This is a genomic window from Granulicella paludicola (assembly GCF_025685545.1).
GTDB lineage: Bacteria > Acidobacteriota > Terriglobia > Terriglobales > Acidobacteriaceae > Granulicella > Granulicella paludicola.
The window spans coordinates 638,315-657,542 of record NZ_JAGSYC010000026.1 but is presented as its reverse complement, the minus strand read 5'-3'; the positions used below and the strand labels follow the sequence as shown (position 1 = coordinate 657,542).

20 protein-coding genes are annotated in these 19,228 nt (G+C 59.4%); 11 read left to right on the top strand and 9 right to left on the bottom strand.

The window, feature by feature from the left end; all coding sequences use genetic code 11:
- Nucleotides 1-24: 24 nt before the first annotated feature.
- From OHL14_RS18365 to mltG, 3 genes are all read right to left on the bottom strand, one after another.
- Nucleotides 25-918: a DUF4292 domain-containing protein gene (locus OHL14_RS18365; protein ID WP_263380837.1), complete on the bottom strand. Its 894-nt coding sequence runs from the start codon at nucleotides 916-918 to the stop codon at nucleotides 25-27.
- Between the two features lie 275 nt (nucleotides 919-1,193).
- Nucleotides 1,194-1,811 (bottom strand): sigma-70 region 4 domain-containing protein, encoded by a 618-nt coding sequence (locus OHL14_RS18360; protein ID WP_263380836.1) that lies wholly within the window; start codon nucleotides 1,809-1,811, stop codon nucleotides 1,194-1,196.
- Between the two features lie 696 nt (nucleotides 1,812-2,507).
- A complete protein-coding gene (gene mltG / locus OHL14_RS18355; RefSeq protein WP_263380835.1) occupies nucleotides 2,508-3,494 on the bottom strand; it encodes an endolytic transglycosylase MltG in 987 nt (328 codons plus the stop codon).
- 50 nt (nucleotides 3,495-3,544) lie between these two features.
- Between mltG and ruvX the strand changes: the two genes are divergently transcribed.
- The 5 genes from ruvX to OHL14_RS18330 all read left to right on the top strand — a co-directional run bounded on the left by ruvX (nucleotide 3,545) and on the right by OHL14_RS18330 (nucleotide 6,784).
- Complete coding sequence (gene ruvX, locus OHL14_RS18350; protein WP_263380834.1) at nucleotides 3,545-4,033, top strand: Holliday junction resolvase RuvX; 489 nt, start codon at nucleotides 3,545-3,547, stop codon at nucleotides 4,031-4,033.
- A gap of 47 nt (nucleotides 4,034-4,080) precedes the next feature.
- Nucleotides 4,081-4,557, top strand: coding sequence for a GreA/GreB family elongation factor (locus OHL14_RS18345; RefSeq protein WP_263380833.1), 477 nt, complete (start codon nucleotides 4,081-4,083; stop codon nucleotides 4,555-4,557).
- Nucleotides 4,558-4,618: 61 nt separating this feature from the next.
- On the top strand, nucleotides 4,619-5,206 hold the full coding sequence (locus OHL14_RS18340; RefSeq protein ID WP_263380832.1) for a hypothetical protein: 588 nt from the start codon (nucleotides 4,619-4,621) through the stop codon (nucleotides 5,204-5,206).
- Between the two features lie 54 nt (nucleotides 5,207-5,260).
- Nucleotides 5,261-5,896, top strand: coding sequence for a CDP-alcohol phosphatidyltransferase family protein (locus OHL14_RS18335; RefSeq protein WP_263380831.1), 636 nt, complete (start codon nucleotides 5,261-5,263; stop codon nucleotides 5,894-5,896).
- 120 nt (nucleotides 5,897-6,016) lie between these two features.
- A complete protein-coding gene (locus tag OHL14_RS18330; RefSeq protein ID WP_263380830.1) occupies nucleotides 6,017-6,784 on the top strand; it encodes an endonuclease III domain-containing protein in 768 nt (255 codons plus the stop codon).
- A gap of 112 nt (nucleotides 6,785-6,896) precedes the next feature.
- On the opposite strand, the gene OHL14_RS18325 is transcribed toward OHL14_RS18330, so the two are convergent.
- The gene (locus OHL14_RS18325) at nucleotides 6,897-7,646 is read right to left on the bottom strand and encodes a hypothetical protein (protein ID WP_263380829.1); all 750 of its coding nucleotides are present in this window, start codon (nucleotides 7,644-7,646) and stop codon (nucleotides 6,897-6,899) included.
- An 86-nt stretch (nucleotides 7,647-7,732) separates the two neighbouring features.
- On the opposite strand from OHL14_RS18325, the gene OHL14_RS18320 reads away from it, so the two are divergent.
- From OHL14_RS18320 to OHL14_RS20310, 4 genes are all read left to right on the top strand, one after another.
- Entirely contained in the window at nucleotides 7,733-8,653 is a 921-nt protein-coding gene (locus tag OHL14_RS18320; RefSeq protein WP_263380828.1) for a D-hexose-6-phosphate mutarotase, read from the top strand.
- Nucleotides 8,654-8,881: 228 nt separating this feature from the next.
- Complete coding sequence (locus OHL14_RS18315; RefSeq protein WP_263380827.1) at nucleotides 8,882-9,442, top strand: Maf family protein; 561 nt, start codon at nucleotides 8,882-8,884, stop codon at nucleotides 9,440-9,442.
- Between the two features lie 179 nt (nucleotides 9,443-9,621).
- A complete protein-coding gene (locus OHL14_RS18310) occupies nucleotides 9,622-9,924 on the top strand; it encodes a hypothetical protein (protein ID WP_263380826.1) in 303 nt (100 codons plus the stop codon).
- Nucleotides 9,925-10,113: 189 nt separating this feature from the next.
- Nucleotides 10,114-10,563 carry a DUF3592 domain-containing protein gene (locus OHL14_RS20310; protein ID WP_449727811.1) on the top strand — a complete coding sequence of 150 codons (450 nt, stop codon included), beginning with the start codon at nucleotides 10,114-10,116 and terminating at the stop codon, nucleotides 10,561-10,563.
- Nucleotides 10,564-10,658: 95 nt separating this feature from the next.
- Here OHL14_RS20310 and OHL14_RS18305 read toward each other — a convergent pair whose 3' ends face one another.
- Nucleotides 10,659-11,786 (bottom strand): M20 family metallopeptidase, encoded by a 1,128-nt coding sequence (locus OHL14_RS18305; RefSeq protein WP_263380825.1) that lies wholly within the window; start codon nucleotides 11,784-11,786, stop codon nucleotides 10,659-10,661.
- 145 nt (nucleotides 11,787-11,931) lie between these two features.
- On the opposite strand from OHL14_RS18305, the gene lpxC reads away from it, so the two are divergent.
- Nucleotides 11,932-12,882 (top strand): UDP-3-O-acyl-N-acetylglucosamine deacetylase, encoded by a 951-nt coding sequence (lpxC, locus tag OHL14_RS18300; protein ID WP_263381150.1) that lies wholly within the window; start codon nucleotides 11,932-11,934, stop codon nucleotides 12,880-12,882.
- On the top strand, nucleotides 12,875-13,351 hold the full coding sequence (folK, locus tag OHL14_RS18295) for a 2-amino-4-hydroxy-6-hydroxymethyldihydropteridine diphosphokinase (protein ID WP_263380824.1): 477 nt from the start codon (nucleotides 12,875-12,877) through the stop codon (nucleotides 13,349-13,351). The genes lpxC and folK overlap by 8 nt, the downstream gene beginning before the upstream one ends.
- Nucleotides 13,352-13,411: 60 nt before the next feature.
- On the opposite strand, the gene OHL14_RS18290 is transcribed toward folK, so the two are convergent.
- The 4 genes from OHL14_RS18290 to OHL14_RS18275 all read right to left on the bottom strand — a co-directional run bounded on the left by OHL14_RS18290 (nucleotide 13,412) and on the right by OHL14_RS18275 (nucleotide 19,184).
- Nucleotides 13,412-13,795, bottom strand: a complete 384-nt coding sequence (locus OHL14_RS18290; RefSeq protein WP_263380823.1) for a hypothetical protein — start codon at nucleotides 13,793-13,795, stop codon at nucleotides 13,412-13,414.
- A gap of 146 nt (nucleotides 13,796-13,941) precedes the next feature.
- Nucleotides 13,942-15,675 (bottom strand): NAD(P)/FAD-dependent oxidoreductase, encoded by a 1,734-nt coding sequence (locus tag OHL14_RS18285; protein ID WP_263381149.1) that lies wholly within the window; start codon nucleotides 15,673-15,675, stop codon nucleotides 13,942-13,944.
- A gap of 146 nt (nucleotides 15,676-15,821) precedes the next feature.
- Nucleotides 15,822-18,467, bottom strand: coding sequence for an ATP-dependent chaperone ClpB (gene clpB / locus OHL14_RS18280; protein ID WP_263380822.1), 2,646 nt, complete (start codon nucleotides 18,465-18,467; stop codon nucleotides 15,822-15,824).
- Nucleotides 18,468-18,680: 213 nt separating this feature from the next.
- Complete coding sequence (locus tag OHL14_RS18275; protein WP_263380821.1) at nucleotides 18,681-19,184, bottom strand: Hsp20/alpha crystallin family protein; 504 nt, start codon at nucleotides 19,182-19,184, stop codon at nucleotides 18,681-18,683.
- Nucleotides 19,185-19,228: the final 44 nt, after the last annotated feature.

Here is a 19,228-nt window from a genome sequence, read left to right as displayed (position 1 = left end):
CTCTTCGTTGTTGCGTTCCTGCTGCTAATCCATCTTCTTTACTACCGCGTCCGGCGGAATCTTCAGATCGAATTGATCGGCCTCGAAAGGCTCATTCAGCGTCAACTTCGTCACTTCGATCTTCAGCGAGTACTCATCGAGTGGCCGCCGAATATTGATCAGCATCGGGAAATCCTGATCCCCGAACTTCTGATACTTGTCATACGTCGCCTGCGTAACTACCCGGCCTTGCTCGTCGTAGATGTCCTGCTGAAACGGCAGCATCGTGACACGGCTGATGTGGATCACCCGCGCGGGCCGCATGACGTGGCCTTCTACCAGCGTGTAGATCATCAGGTCGTAATCCGGTTCGTCGATCGCATCCTGGTGCTTCGTCGCAGGCTGAACTACACGGCTCGATTCCGTCAGGCTGACGTAGTCCTCGTCCTTCACACCCGGCAGCAACATCGAATCCAGAAACACCGGCGGCCGCAGATTCTCCAGCCCGTTCTTCGATGGCTTCGTCACCACATTCGTGCCCTGCATCCAGACATCGCTGCCTGAACTCGTCGCGTGGACCATCGTGAAGCTGCCGTTGCCGCTCACCATGTCCAGCGCCCGCGAGCCGAGGAACGGGATCAACATCACGACCCTCAACTGATCCGGCTTCTGCACGAAGATGTACCCCTTGAACGAGGTGTACTGCGTGACCTTGCCTTCCTTCGAGCCACCGACGCTCGCGGTGATCAGCACCTGGGCGTTCATCGTCTTTATCGCCGCGTCGCGATCCGAGACTTCCTTCTCGAGCGTCTGCACCGAAGCCGTCCGGTAGATGTCCGGCGCCTGCGTCTTCTGCACTGCGCGGGTCGTCGAAAGGCAACCGGTAAGCCCGGCCACCATCGGAAACAACAAAACGAACATCGAACAGCGTTTCAACATGCAGACAGTCTCTAAGTATATCGACTCAGCAACGACACCGTTCGATTCATAACATCGCGTCACGTTGCTTTCTGCCCTGTATGGCTCCCAGCCATTCCAAAAGCAACGGGAGACCCCTGAAGGTCTCCCGCGCTTTTCTTCTATGTATTCAGAATAGCAGGTTGAACATAGTGAACATGCAAAAACATTTTCACCTCCATCCCACTTCTTATCTGTTATTTACGAGGAGCCTGACCGACCTGCCCCCTTGACAACAATTTGCTGGGCCATCGATTTCAGAGCTTCCCCATGTCCAGCAGCCCGACCTCGAGCAACATCGCAGTCACCCGGTCAATCGCTTGGCCGTAGTACGTATGCATACTGCGCAGGCTCACGCCCAGGATGCACGCCGTCTCGCTCAACGAGTATCGCTGCAGCACCACCCGCTTGATGATCTGCCGGTCCGTCTCGTTCAGCCGGTCCAGCCGCCGCTCGACATCATGGCAGAAGATCACCACCTCCTCGAAGCCGCGCACGCTGTACCGCGTCACCTGACCTCGAAACAGGTCTTTGCTCAGCAGTGATGGCACCCGCCCTGACTGCATCGAAAGCCGCAGATAACGCCGTAGCAGCGCCTCTGTGTATTTGCGATAGAAGGCCAGTTCCACTGTGGGCTTGGTCTCCGACTGCGAGTTATCCGGCAAAACCGGCACGACCTCCGGCTCCGCCACGGCCCATACCTGCGGCAGCAGCAGCGGAGACGGCAGGTCCTGCGGCAAAATCACCATCACCCTGCCGGTGCTGCCCTCGCGCAGACCCGCCGCATACTCTGCCCGACGCACAGGCTTCTTCACCAGATGGAGCCCGGCGGCACAGCTATCCCTTACGATCACCACGTTTGGCTTCTCGTTCATTGAGCACCTCCATGGCACGCCACCGCCCGCATGCCCCTGCGCTTACGAGGACTCCGCAGACTGGCTGGCTTCACCGGGCAGCCCGACATCCAGCTCGCGCAACTCTGGCAGTACTTCTCTTGGCTCACAGCGCGCAACCAAAGCGTGCCGCACCCTTCGCAGACTTTCAATTCAACGCAGAAGTCCTTCATTGTCTTTCTCCAGGCACTGCTGTCCCGGCGGGCCTCGGTGTTTTTCAACGGTCGGATGGGCCACGCTCAGGTCTAGAGGTCTGCCGGTCGCGCTCCGCTGTCTTTGCAACGGATCGGCGCCGCCATAGCAGCCTGTTGTTGGGGGCCCTTTGTAGCCAGGCAGGCCTCTGGGATGACCGCCTCGCCACACGTCATTTCTCAGTGGAGGTTCCCACAGCAACTCCTTTCAGACCTTGCTGTGATCGCCGCGTCCTTCGAAGTTTCGTGTTTATAGACCCGGCTTGGGACGCTGTCAACGAGATTTTTCAGTGATCCCAAAAACGCCGCTAAATCCTGTTTTTACAATTATTTAGGTGTATTTTGGGTGAGCTTTACTTTCACGAATTCGCCTTATCTTCGCCACAGCAAGAACATGCCATCCGCAGTCGGCAGAAGCGACCGTCACCACCCCAACCGCTAGGGTCTTTTCCCATCCGACCCCAAGACGAACCGCCCGCTCATCTCTCTATCGCGACGCCCCGCGGTATGCCGCCACATTGCCGTTATGCTCTTCCAGACTGGATGCAAAACGCGTCCGCCCGTTTGCCCCGGCCACAAAATACAGATAGTCCGTCTTCGCCGGATGGAGCGTCGCTTTCAAGGCCGCAAGGCCAGGATTGCAGATCGGCCCTGGAGGTAAACCTTTATGCATGTATGTGTTATAGGGAGAATCCGAGTGCAGCTCGCTCTGGTGGATCACTCCTGTCCACGTTCCTCGTAGCTGCGAGGCATAGATCACCGCCGGGTCCGTCTGCAGCGGCATCCCGGCCGCCATCCTGTTCTGGAACACACTTGCCACCTCCGTACGCTCGTCATCGAACCGAACTTCTTTCTCGACAAGCGAGGCCATCGTAATCACCGCCGGAATATCTGTACCGCTCAGTCCAAGTTGGTGAACCTGCTGCCCGAACCGCTTCACCATCATCCCCAGCATCTGCTCCGGAGTCGCCCGGCGGCTGAATCTGTATGTGTCTGGGAACAAGTAGCCTTCCAAAGATTTCGCCTGAGGGCTCCATTGCGCGATCAACTCGGTGTCGCTCATCTCTGCTTTGAGAAAGTCAGCCCGCGTCGTCAGTCCTCCCGCCTGCATGGCGTCAGCGATATCGAAGATGCTGTATCCCTCGGGAATGACCACGGTGATCGTAAAGACGTCGCCGCGCCGGATGCGGTCATAGACCGTGAGCAGTGGCGAGCCGCCTTGGAAGCGATACTCGCCGGCTTTGAGCGAGCCGCCGCTGCCCGAAAGCTCCCTCGCTATTCTCAATGCTTCGAACGCGTACCGGCTGCGGATGACGCCAGCGTCCTGCAGACGCGCGGCAATGCCTTCGGTGCCGATTCCAGGAGCAATTTCCACGAACGTCTCTCCCACTGGCCCATACGGCAGAAGCACGTAAAAACCCACCACGCCCGCGACCAGCAGCACCACAATCAGCAAGAACTTCAAAGCCCGCACAGAGACCACCTCACGCTTGCATTTTATGTGCGCGCCGTACACTGAGTCCTATGGCGCACCCTCGAACCCTCGCATTAGATGTCGGCGACAAACGGATCGGCATCGCCATCACCGACGAGCTCGGCCTTACAGCCCAGCCACTCTTCACCCTGCATCGCGAGGGGGGCAAATCCGGCCTGCGCGCCGATTTGAAGGCCGTCTCCCGCTTTATCCGTCAGCATAAGGTCGCGATCGTGATCGTCGGCAACCCGCTGCACGCCGATGGCTCCCCCAGCCCGCAGTCCGCGAAAGCCCTGGCCTTCGCCGCGGAAGTTCGCGCCGCACACCCCACGCTGGAGCACCATCTGCTCGACGAGCGCCTGACCACCCGCGAAGCCCACGCGCTGCTCGATGAGGCCGGCCACCTGGCCCGCTCTACCGGCCATGCCGCCCGCATCGAGCGGCAGCACCTCATCGACCAGGTCGCCGCCGTCCTGATTCTCGAAAGCTACCTCTCCAAAGACGGCCCGGCTCTGCTGCCCGACCCCGATCAAATCTAGCTTTGCGTCGGGTCACCCTCGCCAAAGCTCGTATAATCAACCGCAGCATGGAAGATATTAAAAAAGCTATCGCAGAGCAGATCAAGGCTCTCGAATATGAACTGACCACTGAGCTGCCCGCCGAGATCAAGAAAGCCGTCGCGCTCGGCGATCTCAGCGAAAACGCCGAGTACCACTCCGCCAAGCAGCGCCAGGAGTTCGTGAACGCACGCCTCGGCCAGCTGAAAAAGCGCATGGGCGAGCTCGCCATGGTGAACCTCGACAACATCCCGCGCGACAAGGTCGGCTTCGGCTCGACCGTCGTCGTTCACGACAACACCAAGGACGAAGAGTTCACCTACAAGCTCGTCACCAGCGAAGAGTCAGACGTCACCAAGGGCCTGATCTCCACGACCTCGCCCATCGGCCGTGCTCTGCTCGGCAAGGAAGTCGGCGACGAAGCGACGGTGGTGACCCCGAACGGCAAGCGCGAGTTCGAAATCCTCAAGCTCCAGACGATCCACGACACGGCCCCTGCGAAGTAAACGCCACAAAATAAACTCTCAAACAGCAGAACTGCGAGACCCCGGGAGCCGTATCCCTCCCATGCGATCTCTCTTTCTGCTGTTTGTCGTTTTATTGCCCTGCTGCCTGCCACCCCGCACGGCCTCCGCGCAGACCACCGCCATCGCCACTGCTCAACAAACCGGTACAGAACTGCAGCAAGCGATGGCCGGCGCATGGACGGGCGTGCTGGAGTATCGCGACTACAGCGAGCCTGATACCTCCACCAAGCGTGTGAAGTTGCCGACCTGGCTCTCCGTTGGCTCCAGCGACAACAAGCTCACCTTCCACTACATCTACGACGATGGCCCCAACAAGGTCGTCGACGAGACGATCACCCTGAGCTTCGACGTTGCGGGCTCTACTCTCCAGATCACCAACGACAAGGGCCGCGTCGAAACCTACAAGGTCGACGGCTACAACGGACTACGCAACGGTCGCGGTGATATCACCCTGCTCGGCCCCACCATCGACAACAATCGCCCTGCAGAGTGCCGCATCGTGATCGGCGTTCGCCGCAACTTGCTCACCTGGGTAGAAGAGGTGCGCCCTACTTCGCTGATCCCCTTCGCCTTTCGCCACAGCTACACCTTCACTCGCTCCCAGACACCTCAGGTCATCACCCACTAACTCGCCACCTCTATCCGCGTCTGCCTCTATCCGCGCTAAACTTGTTAAGACGAAATGACCTGGACAAGCACATTTGGCAAAGGCAGCGGTTGGCTGCTTCAAAAGATCGTGAACGGGCTTGCGCTGTCGCGCATCTCGCCTAATACGCTCACCTTCATCGGACTCATCATCAACGTGGTGGCGGCCTTCTTCTTCGGTTACGCCCGCGCTGAAAACTACATTCGCATGTTCCTCTATGCGGGTCTGGTCATCATAGGCGCCGGCCTTTTCGACATGGTCGATGGCCGCGTAGCTCGCCAGACGAACCAGGTCTCCGTCTTCGGAGCCTTCTTTGACTCCGTACTCGACCGCTACTCCGACGTCGCTCTCTTCTTCGGCCTGCTGGTGTTTTACGCTCGCGGAAACCGTTACTTCTACGTATTCCTGGTCGCCTTCGTGATGACCGCATCCTTAATGGTCAGCTACACCCGCGCCCGCGCCGAAGCCCTCATCGGCTCCTGCAAGGTCGGCTTTATGGAACGCCCCGAGCGCATCGTGCTCGTCATCCTCGGCGCTCTCTTCGAGAAGTGGGGAGCGATGGCGCCAGCCCTCTGGGTACTTGCCGTGTTCTCCACCATCACCGTTATCCATCGTATGCGCTTCACCTATACGGAGACGGAGCGCATGAAGGCCGGAATCGTCTCGCAATAACCTCTCCTGCCGCTCGGCAGATCGCGTAACCAGCCCGTCCTTCCAAAAACTTTGAACGCTTTGGCGTAGCCGATACTTCTCCGGGAACACATACCCCTGCGATAGCATCGAACTAACTGCATGGCGACGACTGAACTCTTCACCGATCCTGCCGATCTCGAAAAGCTGCGCAAGCCGCTGACGCCGGAGCAGGCCGACAAGCTGCCGCACATCCATCGGCTGCTGCTCGGCTATTACGGACAGCCCAAGCCACGCGAGCTATGGGACCCGCTCACGCAGCTGATCTATTCGCTGCTCAGCTCTCGCACCAAAACACCCGTATCGCACCAGGTCATGCGCGACCTCGAGCGAGCTTTCCACGCCGGGCCCAGCAACTGGGAGCCTGTCCGCGATGCCTCCGTTGCCGAGATAGAACGCGCCATCGCCATCGTCACCTTCCCAGAGCAGAAGGCACCGCAGCTGAAAGAAACTCTGATGGGCATCACCGCTCGGTACGGCTCGCTCACGCTAGACTTCCTCGCCAAGTACCGCACCGACAAGATCCGGCAGTGGCTGGAGCAGTTCCCCGGCGTCGGCTCCAAGACCAGCGGCGCGGTCGTGAACTTCTCCGTGCTGCGCCGCCGTGCCCTCTGCGTCGACAGCCATCATCTGCGTGTAGCGCAAAGGCTCTGCCTTGTGCCGCGCGCAGACGCCGCCACTACGGAAGAGCGCCTGATGCGCCTCGTCCCCGAAACCTGGGACGCCGCCATGCTGGACGAGCACCATTCGCTCATCAAGCTCCACGCACAGACCCTCTGCACCTTCGCTGAACCGAAGTGCGGCATCTGCCCCCTGCTGAACATCTGCCCCACCGGACAGCGCGACGTCGCGACACTAAAGCTTACGTAAATAATCAGTCCATTCGCTGTATCCGTTGTCATCTCGACCGGAGCGAAGCGAAGAGACCCCTGTATTTGCAAGTTGCGAGAGCCGAAGGCGAGCGTACCTTTATTCAACAGACCTACCGTACAGCCTCCGCACAAGCCACCTTGCCCTTCGCATCCAGCGAACAAGCACAGCCCTTCCAGCCAGGATGCGCCTCGCTACATGTGGTCTCAGCGAGCTTGCGGTCAGATAGACGGTTCGCAGTCACAATTAGATACTCGCGGTCTGTGAGGAGGTCTTGCTTCTCGTCGGCGACTTCATCCTCGTCGTCATCTGCATCCGGTGCAGCGAGTTGCCTCTTCTCCACGTCAATCGCCGCCTCAAATCCTGCGCGTGCATCATATGCCTTACCGCAAAGCAATGCCGCACGTCCCATACGCTCGGTGTAGCCATAGCTACCTGAACTTGAAGCTTTACTTGCGGCCTCTGTATAAGCATCTTCAGCAGCGCAGTTGTCCCCGGCTCGCTCCTGTGCAACTCCAAGACCATTGTAGTTTCCCGCTGTGGGATCGAGAGTAACAGCCTTCTGGCAAGTCTGGACATCAGCGCTCCTCTCAGGACCACCGAAATAGCTCTCGCAAAGCCCAGTCCACGCACTGGCATTTTGAGGATCGATCCGGATGACTCGCTCCAGCTTTGGCTTAGCACCCTTTCCCCATCCCATCTCACCGGCCGCTGCATTCGCAACAATCGACCGCACACTCATCGGCATCTGCATCGTCAGCGCATCCATCTTCGGTAAGCGCACGGCCAGCAGCAGCCAGATCACAAACAGCAGCGGGAAACTCAACACGCCAACGCCCAGCACCACCAGCACCTTGCGCAAACAATCACCTCGCAGACATCTGAGTAAGAGTGCGCCCAGTATATCCAGCGCCGCTCTCGACCCATTCACCATCTACACTGTTCTTGATGGAACTCCAGACACTTTCCGACAACTTCGCTATCCCCGGCGCGCTCACCTTCTCTGAAGGCAACGGCGGCCTCCTCCGCGCCAGCATCTCCACGCCCGCCTGCACTGCAGAGGTCTACCTGCACGGCGCACACCTGACAGCGTGGCAGCCCACCGGCCAGCAGCCCGTCATCTTCCTCAGTGAGACCTCGCTCTTCGCCTCAGACAAAGCCATCCGTGGCGGTGTGCCAGTGATCTTCCCGTGGTTCGGCGCCCGTGCCGCGACCCCAGCCAGCGACCGCAGCGACGGCCCAGCACACGGCTTCGCGCGCACCTCGCCTTGGGACGTGGCCTTCGCTGCCGTCGCAGGCGACGACCTGCATCTCACCCTTACGCTCGGTCCCAGCGACGTCAGCCGCGCGCTTGGCTACGACCACTTCAAGGTCGCCATCGAGTTCATCTTCGGCAGCGAACTCCGCATACGGCTCACCGTTGCAAACCAGGGCACAGAGACCCTCTACTTCGAAGAGGCCTTGCACACGTACTTCAGCGTCGGCGACGCAGAGAAGGTCGCCATCCATGGCCTCGTCGACGCCCAGTATCTCGACAAGACCGACAGCTTTAAGCGCAAGACGCAGACCGAGCCCGTGATCCACCTCACCGGCGAAACGGACCGCCTCTTCCTTAACACCGCAGCAACCGCTACGCTCGACGACACGAACCTCAATCGCCGCATTACTGTCGCCAAGACGAACTCACTCTCCACCATCGTCTGGAACCCATGGGCAGCAGGGAGCGCCAAGATGGCTGACATGACCCCCGAGAACTGGCGCCATATGGCCTGCATCGAGACCGCCAACGCAAACGAAAACATCCTCGCACTCGCTCCCTCACAAGCCCACACGATGGAAGCCCACGTCATCGTCGAGCCACTGGCTTAGGGAAGCTCTCAAACATTGTTCTTCTGCAACACTTCTTCGCGTTGTCATCCTGAGCGCAGAACACTTTTGAAATTGTCATCCTGACCCTGAGCTCGCCGAAGGGGAAGGACCTGCTTTTCGAACCACCCCTACTGCTTGGCATCTCGACCCTGAGCGTAGTCGAAGGGCCTCGCTTTTGCGCCGCAGCGGAGAGACCCGCATTTCGCGATCTATTCAAGGCAAAACACCATGACCCCAGCCCGCCTCATCCTCGCCTCCGCCTCACCACGCCGACGTGGATTGCTCACGCAGGCGGGCTACACCTTCGACGTCCTCCCCGCAGACATCGACGAATCTCTCCACCCCAACGAAACCCCCGCAGACTATGTGCAACGGCTCGCGCTCGAAAAAGCGCAGGCCCTGCACGCAGCCCACCCCAGCGCCATCATCCTCGGCGCCGACACAACAGTGGTCCTCAACGGCAACGTCCTCGGCAAGCCCGCCGACCGCGCGGAAGCAGAGCACATGCTGCGCGCGCTCGCCAACAACGTGCACCAGGTTCACACCGGCATCGCCGTCGTCGCAGGCGACACTCACCGCCAGCACGTCGAAACCACCAGCGTCTTCTTCTCCGCCATTCCTGAACCCGATCTCGCCTACTACCTCGCCACCGGCGACTCACTCGACAAGGCCGGAGCCTACGGCATCCAGGGCTACGCCGCCCGCTGGATCACCCGCATCGAAGGCGACTTCTTCAACGTGATGGGCCTGCCCATCGCCGCTACCGTGAAGCTACTCAGAAGAAACTAGCTGTCAACACCGAAGAGACCAATCTCACAGCACGACGCGTAGTTGCCGATAACGCCGTTTGCAGGAGTGACTGATTACTGACGATATGCCGACTTATGAGGACTTATCTGATCGTTTTTCGGAAACACAGTTTTGCGGGAATCACTCGGGCATCTATTCAATGCATTAGCATGGCTCGCATGCTGAAGATTGCAAAATGTCTTGGGTTAGGTCTGGCCGCTACGCTCTTTTTATGGGGTTGCGGTCAACTTGGGTATCGCTATCTGGGCTACTGCGTATACCTGACCTCGCCAGCAGCGTGCCTCGGAAAGATGATTTGCTGGGGAGGAGTATTTGGAACTCTCATTGGCACAGCTTTGCTAGCAGAAATTCTATGGATGAGGAAGGTTCGCGACCCTGGATACCTGATCGCCTGCGCAGTCTCCTTTTTTTCTCTTGCGGCACTAAGGCTTACCCATCTGGTCATCGTCTTCTGCTCGTAACGCGCTTTCGCAGCCGGTCGGATTCCTCCTGATAAACGCCCTTCTGTGTACCAACGGCTGGTTCTCCCGAAAAGGCGCATTTTCGGCAACTACGGCGGACCTTCCAGTAACGCCGTTTTTCGGGAAGTGCGATTCGCACATCGGGCTATATTCTGAAAGGCACACCATCGAGGCAGGTACAAGCAAGACGTGGATGATTTTTGGAACAGGCTGGTCAAGCAGTGGAATCCGCCGTCATGGTGGAATCTGGTCATTACTCTACCGTGGGTGATCGGATTGGCGTGGTTTCTGTACTCAGGTAGCGTGGATCGAAGGATAGCCGCCAGAGAAAAGAAGACATCGGGAACCATCCGCGTTCGCGATATTCCAAACCACGACCGCTATGGGTATGACTATTCTGTGAACGGTGCAACCCTAACCGCTTGGCAGATACCCGAAAGAGACTATCAAATTGGCGAGAGTGTTCGGGTCTATTACGACCCTCTTGACCCGGCGAATAGCTCACTATCTAACTTCGCTGCCAACGCTGACGCTAGCATTGGGCCGTCTGTGTTCTGTTCCGTTAGCACTCTCATAGTGGCATTGGTGATTGTCTTCCTCAAAAAGCGAACGGGCACAGCAAGACCCTACAAATCGTGATTCCCGAAAAGTCGCATTTTCGGCAACTTCGGACTCTAGTTGCAAGGTGCCACGTTCATGACAGCCCTAGCAGCATGAGCGGCGTTCGCGCTGCCCTAAACCCCCGCCACCATGCCCGCCAGCAGCGCCGTCCGCTCCACTACATGCGCCGCCACGATATGCTCATGCGCCGCATGGGCACCCGCTCCGACAGCGCCCATGCCATCGAGCGTAGCCACGCCTAACGCAGCCGTAAAGTTGCCATCCGAGCCGCCCCCGGTCGCAGCCTCGTCCAGCACAAACCCCATTTCGGCTGCCAGTTTGCGAGCCTGCTTGAACAACGCAATCGTCCCTGCCTTACGCTCCATCGGAGGCCGGTTGATCCCTCCCGACACCGTCAGCCGGCAAGCCTTGTCCGCCGTCTTCAGCGCATAGAACATCTTCTCAACGCGAGCGGCATCACTTGCCTTCACGATCCGTACATCAACCTCAGCCGAGCACTCTGAAGCCACCACGTTCGACCGCGTGCCACCATGTACGACGCCGACATTCACCGTCAACCCACGCTTCAGGTCCGTCATCGCCGACACGCGCTGCACCAGCCCTGCCATCTCCAGTACCGCCGAATGCCCTCGCTCAAAATCGACGCCCGCATGCGAGCCAACACCCTCCACCTTCAGCTCGAAATGCCCCACTCCTTTACGCGCCGTCTTGTAAGCCAATCCCTGCGCAGGCTCCATCACAAACACGGCTGCGCACTCCTTCGCCACGCGCTCCGTGATCGCCCGCGACACAGGGCTGCCCACCTCTTCGTCGCTGTTCAGCAGTAACGTAACGGGCCGATCCATCCCCAGCGCCTGCACCGCCGCGATCGCCTCCAGCGCCATCACCACCCCGACCTTCATATCCAGCACGCCCGGCCCGAAGATCTTTCCCTCGGCCTCGCGCCACGGCATCTTCGCCAGCGTGCCCATCGGCCATACCGTATCCAGATGCCCCAGCAACAGCACCCTCGCCTTCTTCGACCGCGCCGGTCCGAACCGAATCTCCAGCACGTCGCCGAACGCCTTCTGCCTGTGCCGCTTCACCTTGCCACCCAGATCTCCGACCCAACTCTCGACGAGCGCATTCGCCCGGTCTACCGCCGCCTTGTCCTCGCTCGGCGACTCCACCTCCACCAGCTCACGCAGCCGCGCTTTGAGACGGCCCGCATTGCCCTCGACAACCCGCTCTAACTCGTTCATCACCATGCCTCTACGCTATCGTGTTCCTCAGATTTTTACAGTTTCCTTAGGAACCAAGATCGAAACTGTGTCTGTTTTGCCACATGTCAGACAGCGTGCTCCGGGTATACGCTGACTTTCGTCCATAAGCAGGCGAGTTTACTTTCTGGCAAACGATCCCCAACTCGAGCACACCATCCTCCATCCACTGGAGTTCCACGGTGTGGGTCTGCACTCCGGCGTCGATGTCTCGGTGCGGCTGATTCCCGCACCCGCAGGCTCGGGCATCGTCTTCCGCCGCTCCGACCTCGATAACTACGAGATACCCGCCACAGGCCGCAACGTCGCCAAGGTCAGCTACGCGACCTCGCTGATGCGCCAGGGCGTGCTCATCTCCACCACCGAGCACCTGCTCTCCGCGCTCATTGGCCTCGGCGTCGACAACATCATCGTCGAAATCGACAACCTCGAGGTACCCATCCTCGACGGCAGCTCTCTGCCCTACGTCGAAGCCATCCTCGCCAGCGGGCTGAAGGGTCAGCGTCGCAAGCGCGAGTATCTCAAGATCCTCAAGCCCGTCGAAGTGCGCGATGGCAGCAAATTCATCGGCGTCTACCCCTTTGCGGAGGCAGGCCACGGCGAAGGCTATTCGATTCACTACTCCATCGACTTCCCTTCACCTATCGGCCGAGACACCTTCATCGGCGACTTAGAAGCCGGTGACTACGCCAACCTGATCGCCCCGGCCCGCACCTTTGGCTTCCGCGAGGACGAGGCGATGCTACGCGATATGGGGCTCATCCGCGGTGCCACCGACCAGTGCGCCATCATCATCGGCGGCGGACAGATCCAGAACGGCGCACTCCGCTTCCAGGATGAGTTTGTCCGCCACAAAGTCCTGGACCTTATCGGCGATCTAGCCCTCGCAGGCCGCCGCATCTGGGGCCGCGTCGTAGCCGAACGCGCGGGCCACGCCATGCACACTGCACTCGTGCAACGTCTGCTGCAGGACCGCTCGGCCTGGGAGCTCGCCCACCGCTACGAAGGTGCGGAGCCCAGCACCCAGACCGAAGAACATACCAAAGTGTCCTCGCTGCTGCAGCCCTCTCATGCCTGAGAGACAAACCGCAGCCATCGCTCTCGGCTCGAACCTTTCCTCCACGCTTGGCGATCCCACAGCGAATCTTCACGAGGCCGTTCGCCAACTCGACGCTCTTGGCCGCGTCACTGCCGTCTCCAGCTTCCATGCGACAGACCCGGTAGGCTACCTCGACCAGCCACGCTTCGTTAATGCAGCAGCGCTACTCGAAACCCAGCTTGCCCCACTCGATCTGCTGCGAAGCCTTCTAGCCATCGAGCACGCTATGGGCCGAGATCGCACAAACGCTCCGCCGAAAGGTCCCCGTGTGATCGACCTCGATCTGGTGCTTTACGCAGATATCGAGATGAGCACGCCAGAACTCACACTTCCTCACCCTGCGATGCATCAGCGGGCCTTTGTTCTCGCGCCACTGGCAGAGATCGCCCCCACGATGCAGCACCCTAAACTGCATCACTCGATTACAGAACTACTTGCACTCCTCTGAACCATGCGAAATGAAAAGGCCACCTCGCAAGGTGGCCTTTCTCGATAGGCTCATCTCGGTTTAGTGAAACTTCACCACCGCCGTCTTGCCGCTCCAGTCCCGATACTCCGCACCATTCGGAGTCATCGAAACCAGCTTCGCTCCGTCATCCATACCTGCCGCGATGCCATCTTCGCCCTTCGCATAGCAGATAAAAAAGTGAATGCAGTTCAGCTGCTTCGGTACCAGCACCGGACGATCGTGCTGCAGCAGTGTGATGTAGGCAGGCGGGTTATCGTTCTCGAGCAGAATGTCGTCGTTCATGCTAAAGAACACCTGTGCTCCATCTTCCACCGCGCCATCGCGAGTTACCGTGGCGCGGAAGTCGCGCACATAAATCTGCTGCCGGTAGTAGAACCCAGCCAGCGCCACAATCAACAGCAAGAGCAGAACAAATCGTTTCAACGTCAATCCTCCGAAATTTTTGGTACGTCTAACCTGCCCCACGCCTGTCATCTCGACCGAAGCGTGACAGTTTCATCCTCATGCGCAGTGGAGAGACCCCTGTATTTGCAGTAGCGATGTGCGAAGCACGAGCCCGTCCACAAAATTTACTTCTTCTCTTCGTGGTACTCCTGCTCTGTGTTGATATTCCACACCGAGCTCTTGTCCACATGGCCAGCGGCCACACCATCCACAACCGCCATCGCCGTCAGCATCGAGTGGTCCTGATTGTTGTACTTGTGCATTCCATTGCGACCCACAAGATACAGGTTCTCAAAGCTGTCCGTCCACGAGCGCAACTCCTCGAAGCGATCATACGTTCCGAAGTATGCGGGATACGTCTTCGGCACCCGCACCACATGTGCATCCAGCACCTCGGCCGTTTTCAGGATGCCAATCTTCTCCAACTCGCCCGCCGCAAACGCCTTCAACGCCTCATCCGGCATCGACCACAGCGGATCGGTCTCATAACAAAAATACTCCAGCCCAATCCATATCTTCGTCGGGTCGGCGAGCATATACGGGCTCCAGTTATTGAAGATCTGCAAGCGCCCGATCTGCACATCCGGCTCTTGGATATAGATCCACGTGTCCTTGATCAAGCTGCCGTCGTCTTCCTTCACATCGAGCTTATTCGCCAGTACGCCCACCGTGATGAAGTCCCGATACTCCAACCCCTCGGCCACCTCACGCACATTCGCCGGTACATCCGCTCGCAGCGCCCGCACGAGATCGCGCATCGGCATCGTCGAAAGAAAATAATCACCTTCGAAGCGTTGGCGTTTACCCGCTTCATCCACCGCTTCCACCGCGACAACACGCTGGCCTTCGGTGATGATCGCGTCCACCTTCAACCCCATGTGGATCTTGCCACCCTTGGCGATGACCAGCTCTGCGACATGCTCCCATAGCTGGCCCGGCCCAAACTTCGGATACAGGAACCGCTCAATCAGCGACGTGTCTGTACCTTTTTGCGCGATGTCTTTCTTTCCGCCGGTTTCCTTCGGGGCTGCAGAAAAAGCCTTCTTCACAAAGTGCTTCAGAGCCGTCGTCAGCGACAGTCCCTTGATCCTCTGCGCTCCCCACTCAGCAGAAATCTTGTCGCACGGCGTGCCCCACACCTTTTCCGTATAGCTCTTGAAGAACGTCAGGTACAGCTCGCGCCCGAAGCGATTGATGAGGAAGTCCTCAAGGCTCTTCTCTTCCTTGATCGGTCGCACACGGCTCATCACATAACTCACGCCGATCTTAAACATGCGCACGGGACCTAGATTGTCGATCGTGTTCTTGCTCAGCTTGATCGGATAGTCGAAGAACTTGCGGAGGTAATAAATGCGGCTCTTGCGAGGCCGCACCAGCATCACAAGATCTTCGCTCTCCGGTTCATGCGTCACCACGACCGCCGCGACTTCATCGGCAACGGAAGCCTCTTCCGCGTCGAGCGGATCGTCTTCTATCTCCGGCTCATGCGACAGCGGCCCCAGCCCGCGTAGCGGCGGCTCCTCCTGCAGATGCGCGGGCACGGACACCGCCTTCATGCCCTGCGGCGGAATAACGCGCTGCTTGCCCTGGTAGCTGATGCGCACGCCCGTCGGAGCAGCAGCCGCATCCTCCGGTGGCATCAGGTCCATCCACCACTGCATCACGCGATCGCTCTTGGAGAAGAAGCGATGACCGCCAATATCCATGCGGTTGCCCTTGTAGCGGATCGTCCGCGAGATCCCGCCAATCTCCTGCGACGCCTCCAGAACAATCGGCTGCACGCCTGTCTTGCGCAGAAACTCCAGCGCAGCCGTCAGTCCAGCCGGTCCCGCTCCAATGATGATTGCCTGCTTGCCCATTCCGCCCTTCGCGCGTGTCATCGCATGGCCGTAGCTGCGTTCGCCCGCTCGTCAAGCCTCTGTCAGCTTATCGCAAAGCGACCGCTCTTCGAGAAAGAGAAAGACCGGAGATAGGCATCTCCGGCCTTGTAGAAAGTGCCATGCTTTTAAGCGTTCGTCTTTTCACGGTCCGCGACAACGAAGTCAAGCTTGCCATCCTTCGCCGCCTCAATCTGCACCGTATCACCATGCAGCACGCTGCCATCGAGAATCTTCATCGCCAATGGATCCTGCACCAGGCGCTGGATCGCCCTCTTTAGAGGTCGAGCTCCATACGCGCGATCGTATCCGGCTTTGAAGATCGCCGCGCGCGCGCCTGCCGTCAGCTCCAGCACAATCTTGCGATCGGCAAGCATCGCCTGCAGATCCTTCAGCCGCAGGTCGACGATGTGCGTCAGCTGGTTTTCGCCCAGCGGATGGAAGACAACGATGTCGTCCACGCGGTTCAGGAACTCCGGCCGGAAGTGCTGCTTCAGGCTGTCGATCACACGCGCCTTCGCGTCCTCGAAGCCATCCTCGCCCTCGGCCCACGCAGTCGTCAGGTTCGACGCGCCAATGTTCGAGGTCATGATCAACACCGTGTTCTTGAAGTCCACCGTGCGGCCCTTCGAGTCTGTCAGTCTGCCGTCATCGAGCACCTGCAGCAGCACGTTGAACACATCCGGATGAGCCTTCTCAATCTCATCGAAGAGCACCACCGCGTACGGCCTGCGACGAATCGCCTCCGTCAGCTGGCCGCCCTCATCGAAGCCGACGTATCCCGGAGGCGCGCCGATTAAGCGCGCCACGGCGTGCTTCTCCATGTACTCGCTCATGTCGATACGCACCATCGCCTGCTCATCATCGAACAGGAACTCCGCCAGCGCGCGCGCCGTCTCCGTCTTACCCACACCCGTAGGTCCCAGGAAGATGAAGCTGCCAATCGGCCGCTTCGGATCAGACAGGCCCGCACGTGAGCGGCGAATCGCATTCGCAACGACCGTCAAAGCCTCATCCTGCCCGACCACACGCTCCCGAAGACGATTCTCCATCTGCGTAAGCTTCTGCACCTCGCCCTCAAGCATCTTCGAGATCGGAATACCCGTCCATTTGGAGACGATCTTCGCAATGTCCTCCTCATCGACCTCTTCTTTCAGCAGCCGGCTCGCGCTATCGCCAGACTTCGCATCGGCAACACCAGCGTCTTGCGTCGCTGTCAGCTCTGCCAGTTCCCTCTCAGCCTTTGGAATCTCGCCGTACTGCAGCTCCGCCGCGCGCTGCAGATCACCCTTGCGGGTTGCCTCGGTCATCTGGAAACGCAGCGCCTCCAACCTCTCCTTCAGCGCAGCAATCTCGCCAATCGCCCCGCGCTCCTTCTGCCACCGCGCCCGAAGACCCGACGCCTGCTCCTGCACCTCAGCGAGCTCGCGCTCTACCGTCTGCAGACGCTCCTGCGAATTGGCATCGTCCTCACGGCTCAGCGCAGCCTTCTCAATTTCCAGCGACATCGCGCGCCGCTCTAGATCATCGATCTCGACGGGCACCGAGCCAATTTGGATCGCCAGCGCAGCTGCAGCCTCATCGACCAGATCGATCGCCTTGTCCGGCAGAAAGCGATCTGAGATATACCTGTGCGACAGCTCCGCCGCCGCCACAATCGCCGAGTCCTTGATCCGCACCTTGTGGTGCGTCTCATAGCGTTCCCGCAGACCGCGCAAAATCGCAATCGTGTCCTCGACGTTTGGCTCGCCGACGTACACAATCTGGAACCGCCGCTCCAGCGCTGCATCCTTCTCGATGTACTTGCGATACTCCGCGAGCGTCGTTGCACCGATGGCGCGCAACTCGCCGCGAGCCAGTGCAGGCTTCAACATGTTGCTCGCGTCGATAGCCCCTTCTGCGGCGCCCGCGCCTACAAGCGTGTGCAACTCGTCAATGAACAGAATGATCTGCCCGTTCGACTCGTCGATCTCGGCCAGCACCGCCTTCAAACGCTCCTCGAACTCGCCGCGGAACTTCGCGCCCGCCAGCATCGAACCCAGGTCCAGAGACACAACGCGCTTGTCGCGCAGAATCTCGGGAACATCGCCCTGAAAAATGCGCCGCGCCAGACCCTCGACGATCGCGGTCTTACCCACGCCCGGCTCGCCGATCAGCACCGGATTATTCTTCGTACGGCGGCTCAGCACCTGGATCACGCGACGAATCTCCTCATCGCGCCCGATTACCGGGTCCAGCTTGCCGCGTCGCGCCTGGTCTGTCAGGTCCTTGGCGTACTTCTCCAGCGCCTGAAACTTGCCCTCAGGGTTCTGGTCCGTCACCCGCTGCGATCCGCGCACCGCCTGCAACGCCTTCAGGATCGCGTCATGTGTAGCGCCCTGGGCAGCCAGTGCCAGCTGCACCGGCTCGTCCTTCTGCCGCGCCAGCGATAGCAGCAGATGCTCGGTCGAAACATAGTCGTCCTTGAAGGTTTCAGCCTCCTTGAACGCCCCATCCAGCACCTTCGTCAGCGCCTGCCCCATCCCCGGCTGTGCGCTCGCGCCCTGCACCTTCGGCAGCTTCTCGATCGCAGCATTCACCGTGGCCAGCAACTGCTGCACCGGCACACCCACCTTCTCCAGCACCGGCAGCACAACGCCTTCCTTGTCCTCCAGCAGCGCCGCCATCATATGCAGCGGCAGTACCTCAGGATTGCCGTTCTCCGCGGCATGACCCTGCGCAGCCTGCAATGCCTGCTGCGACTTCACCGTAAATTTGTCCCACTTGATTGCCATATCGTCTCCTCACTCCTTGCAACTCACCCACCGTACCTCTGTCATCTCGACCCGAAGCGCGCTTTCACCCTTAGCATTTGTCATCTCGACCGAAGGCCTGGAGGGCCGTAGCGGAGAGCCCCTGTATTTGCCCCGCCCGAATCTTCCCCTTCCAACAACAAGGGCGGGCCATAACCGGCCCGCCCACGCTTTCCTTCAAACGTCAGGACCTACTTAGGCCGTTACCGCCTCCACCTGCTTTGGAGCCTCCGTAGCCGGAGCGGCCTTCACCTGGATCTGTTTCGGAGCAGCCTCGGCCTTCTTCGCCAGGCTGAGTGTCAACACACCATGCTCAGTCGTTGCCTGCACATTGTCTGTACTCACCGTCACCGGCAGTGTAAAGCTCCGGACAAAGCTGCCGTAACGGCGCTCCACACGTCGGTAGTTCTCTTCCTTCACCTCGGTCGAAAGCTTACGCTCTCCCTTCACCGTCAGCGTACGCCCATCGATCTTGATGTCCAGCTCCTCCGGCCTGATTCCCGGAACCTCGACCTTCAGCACCAGGTTCTGTGCATCCTCATAAACATCGACCGCCGGCACGAAGTTTCCCGCCGCCAGCGTCTCAGAGGTCTCGCGTTCCGGAGAAGTAAAGTCATGAAATATCGAATTCAAACGGTTCTGCAGCACAGCTACATCGTTCAAACCTGAACGGAACGGTACAAATCGCGTCGTCGTCATCACTCAATCTCCTTCAGAATCAATCACTACGATGTGCGAGCCTG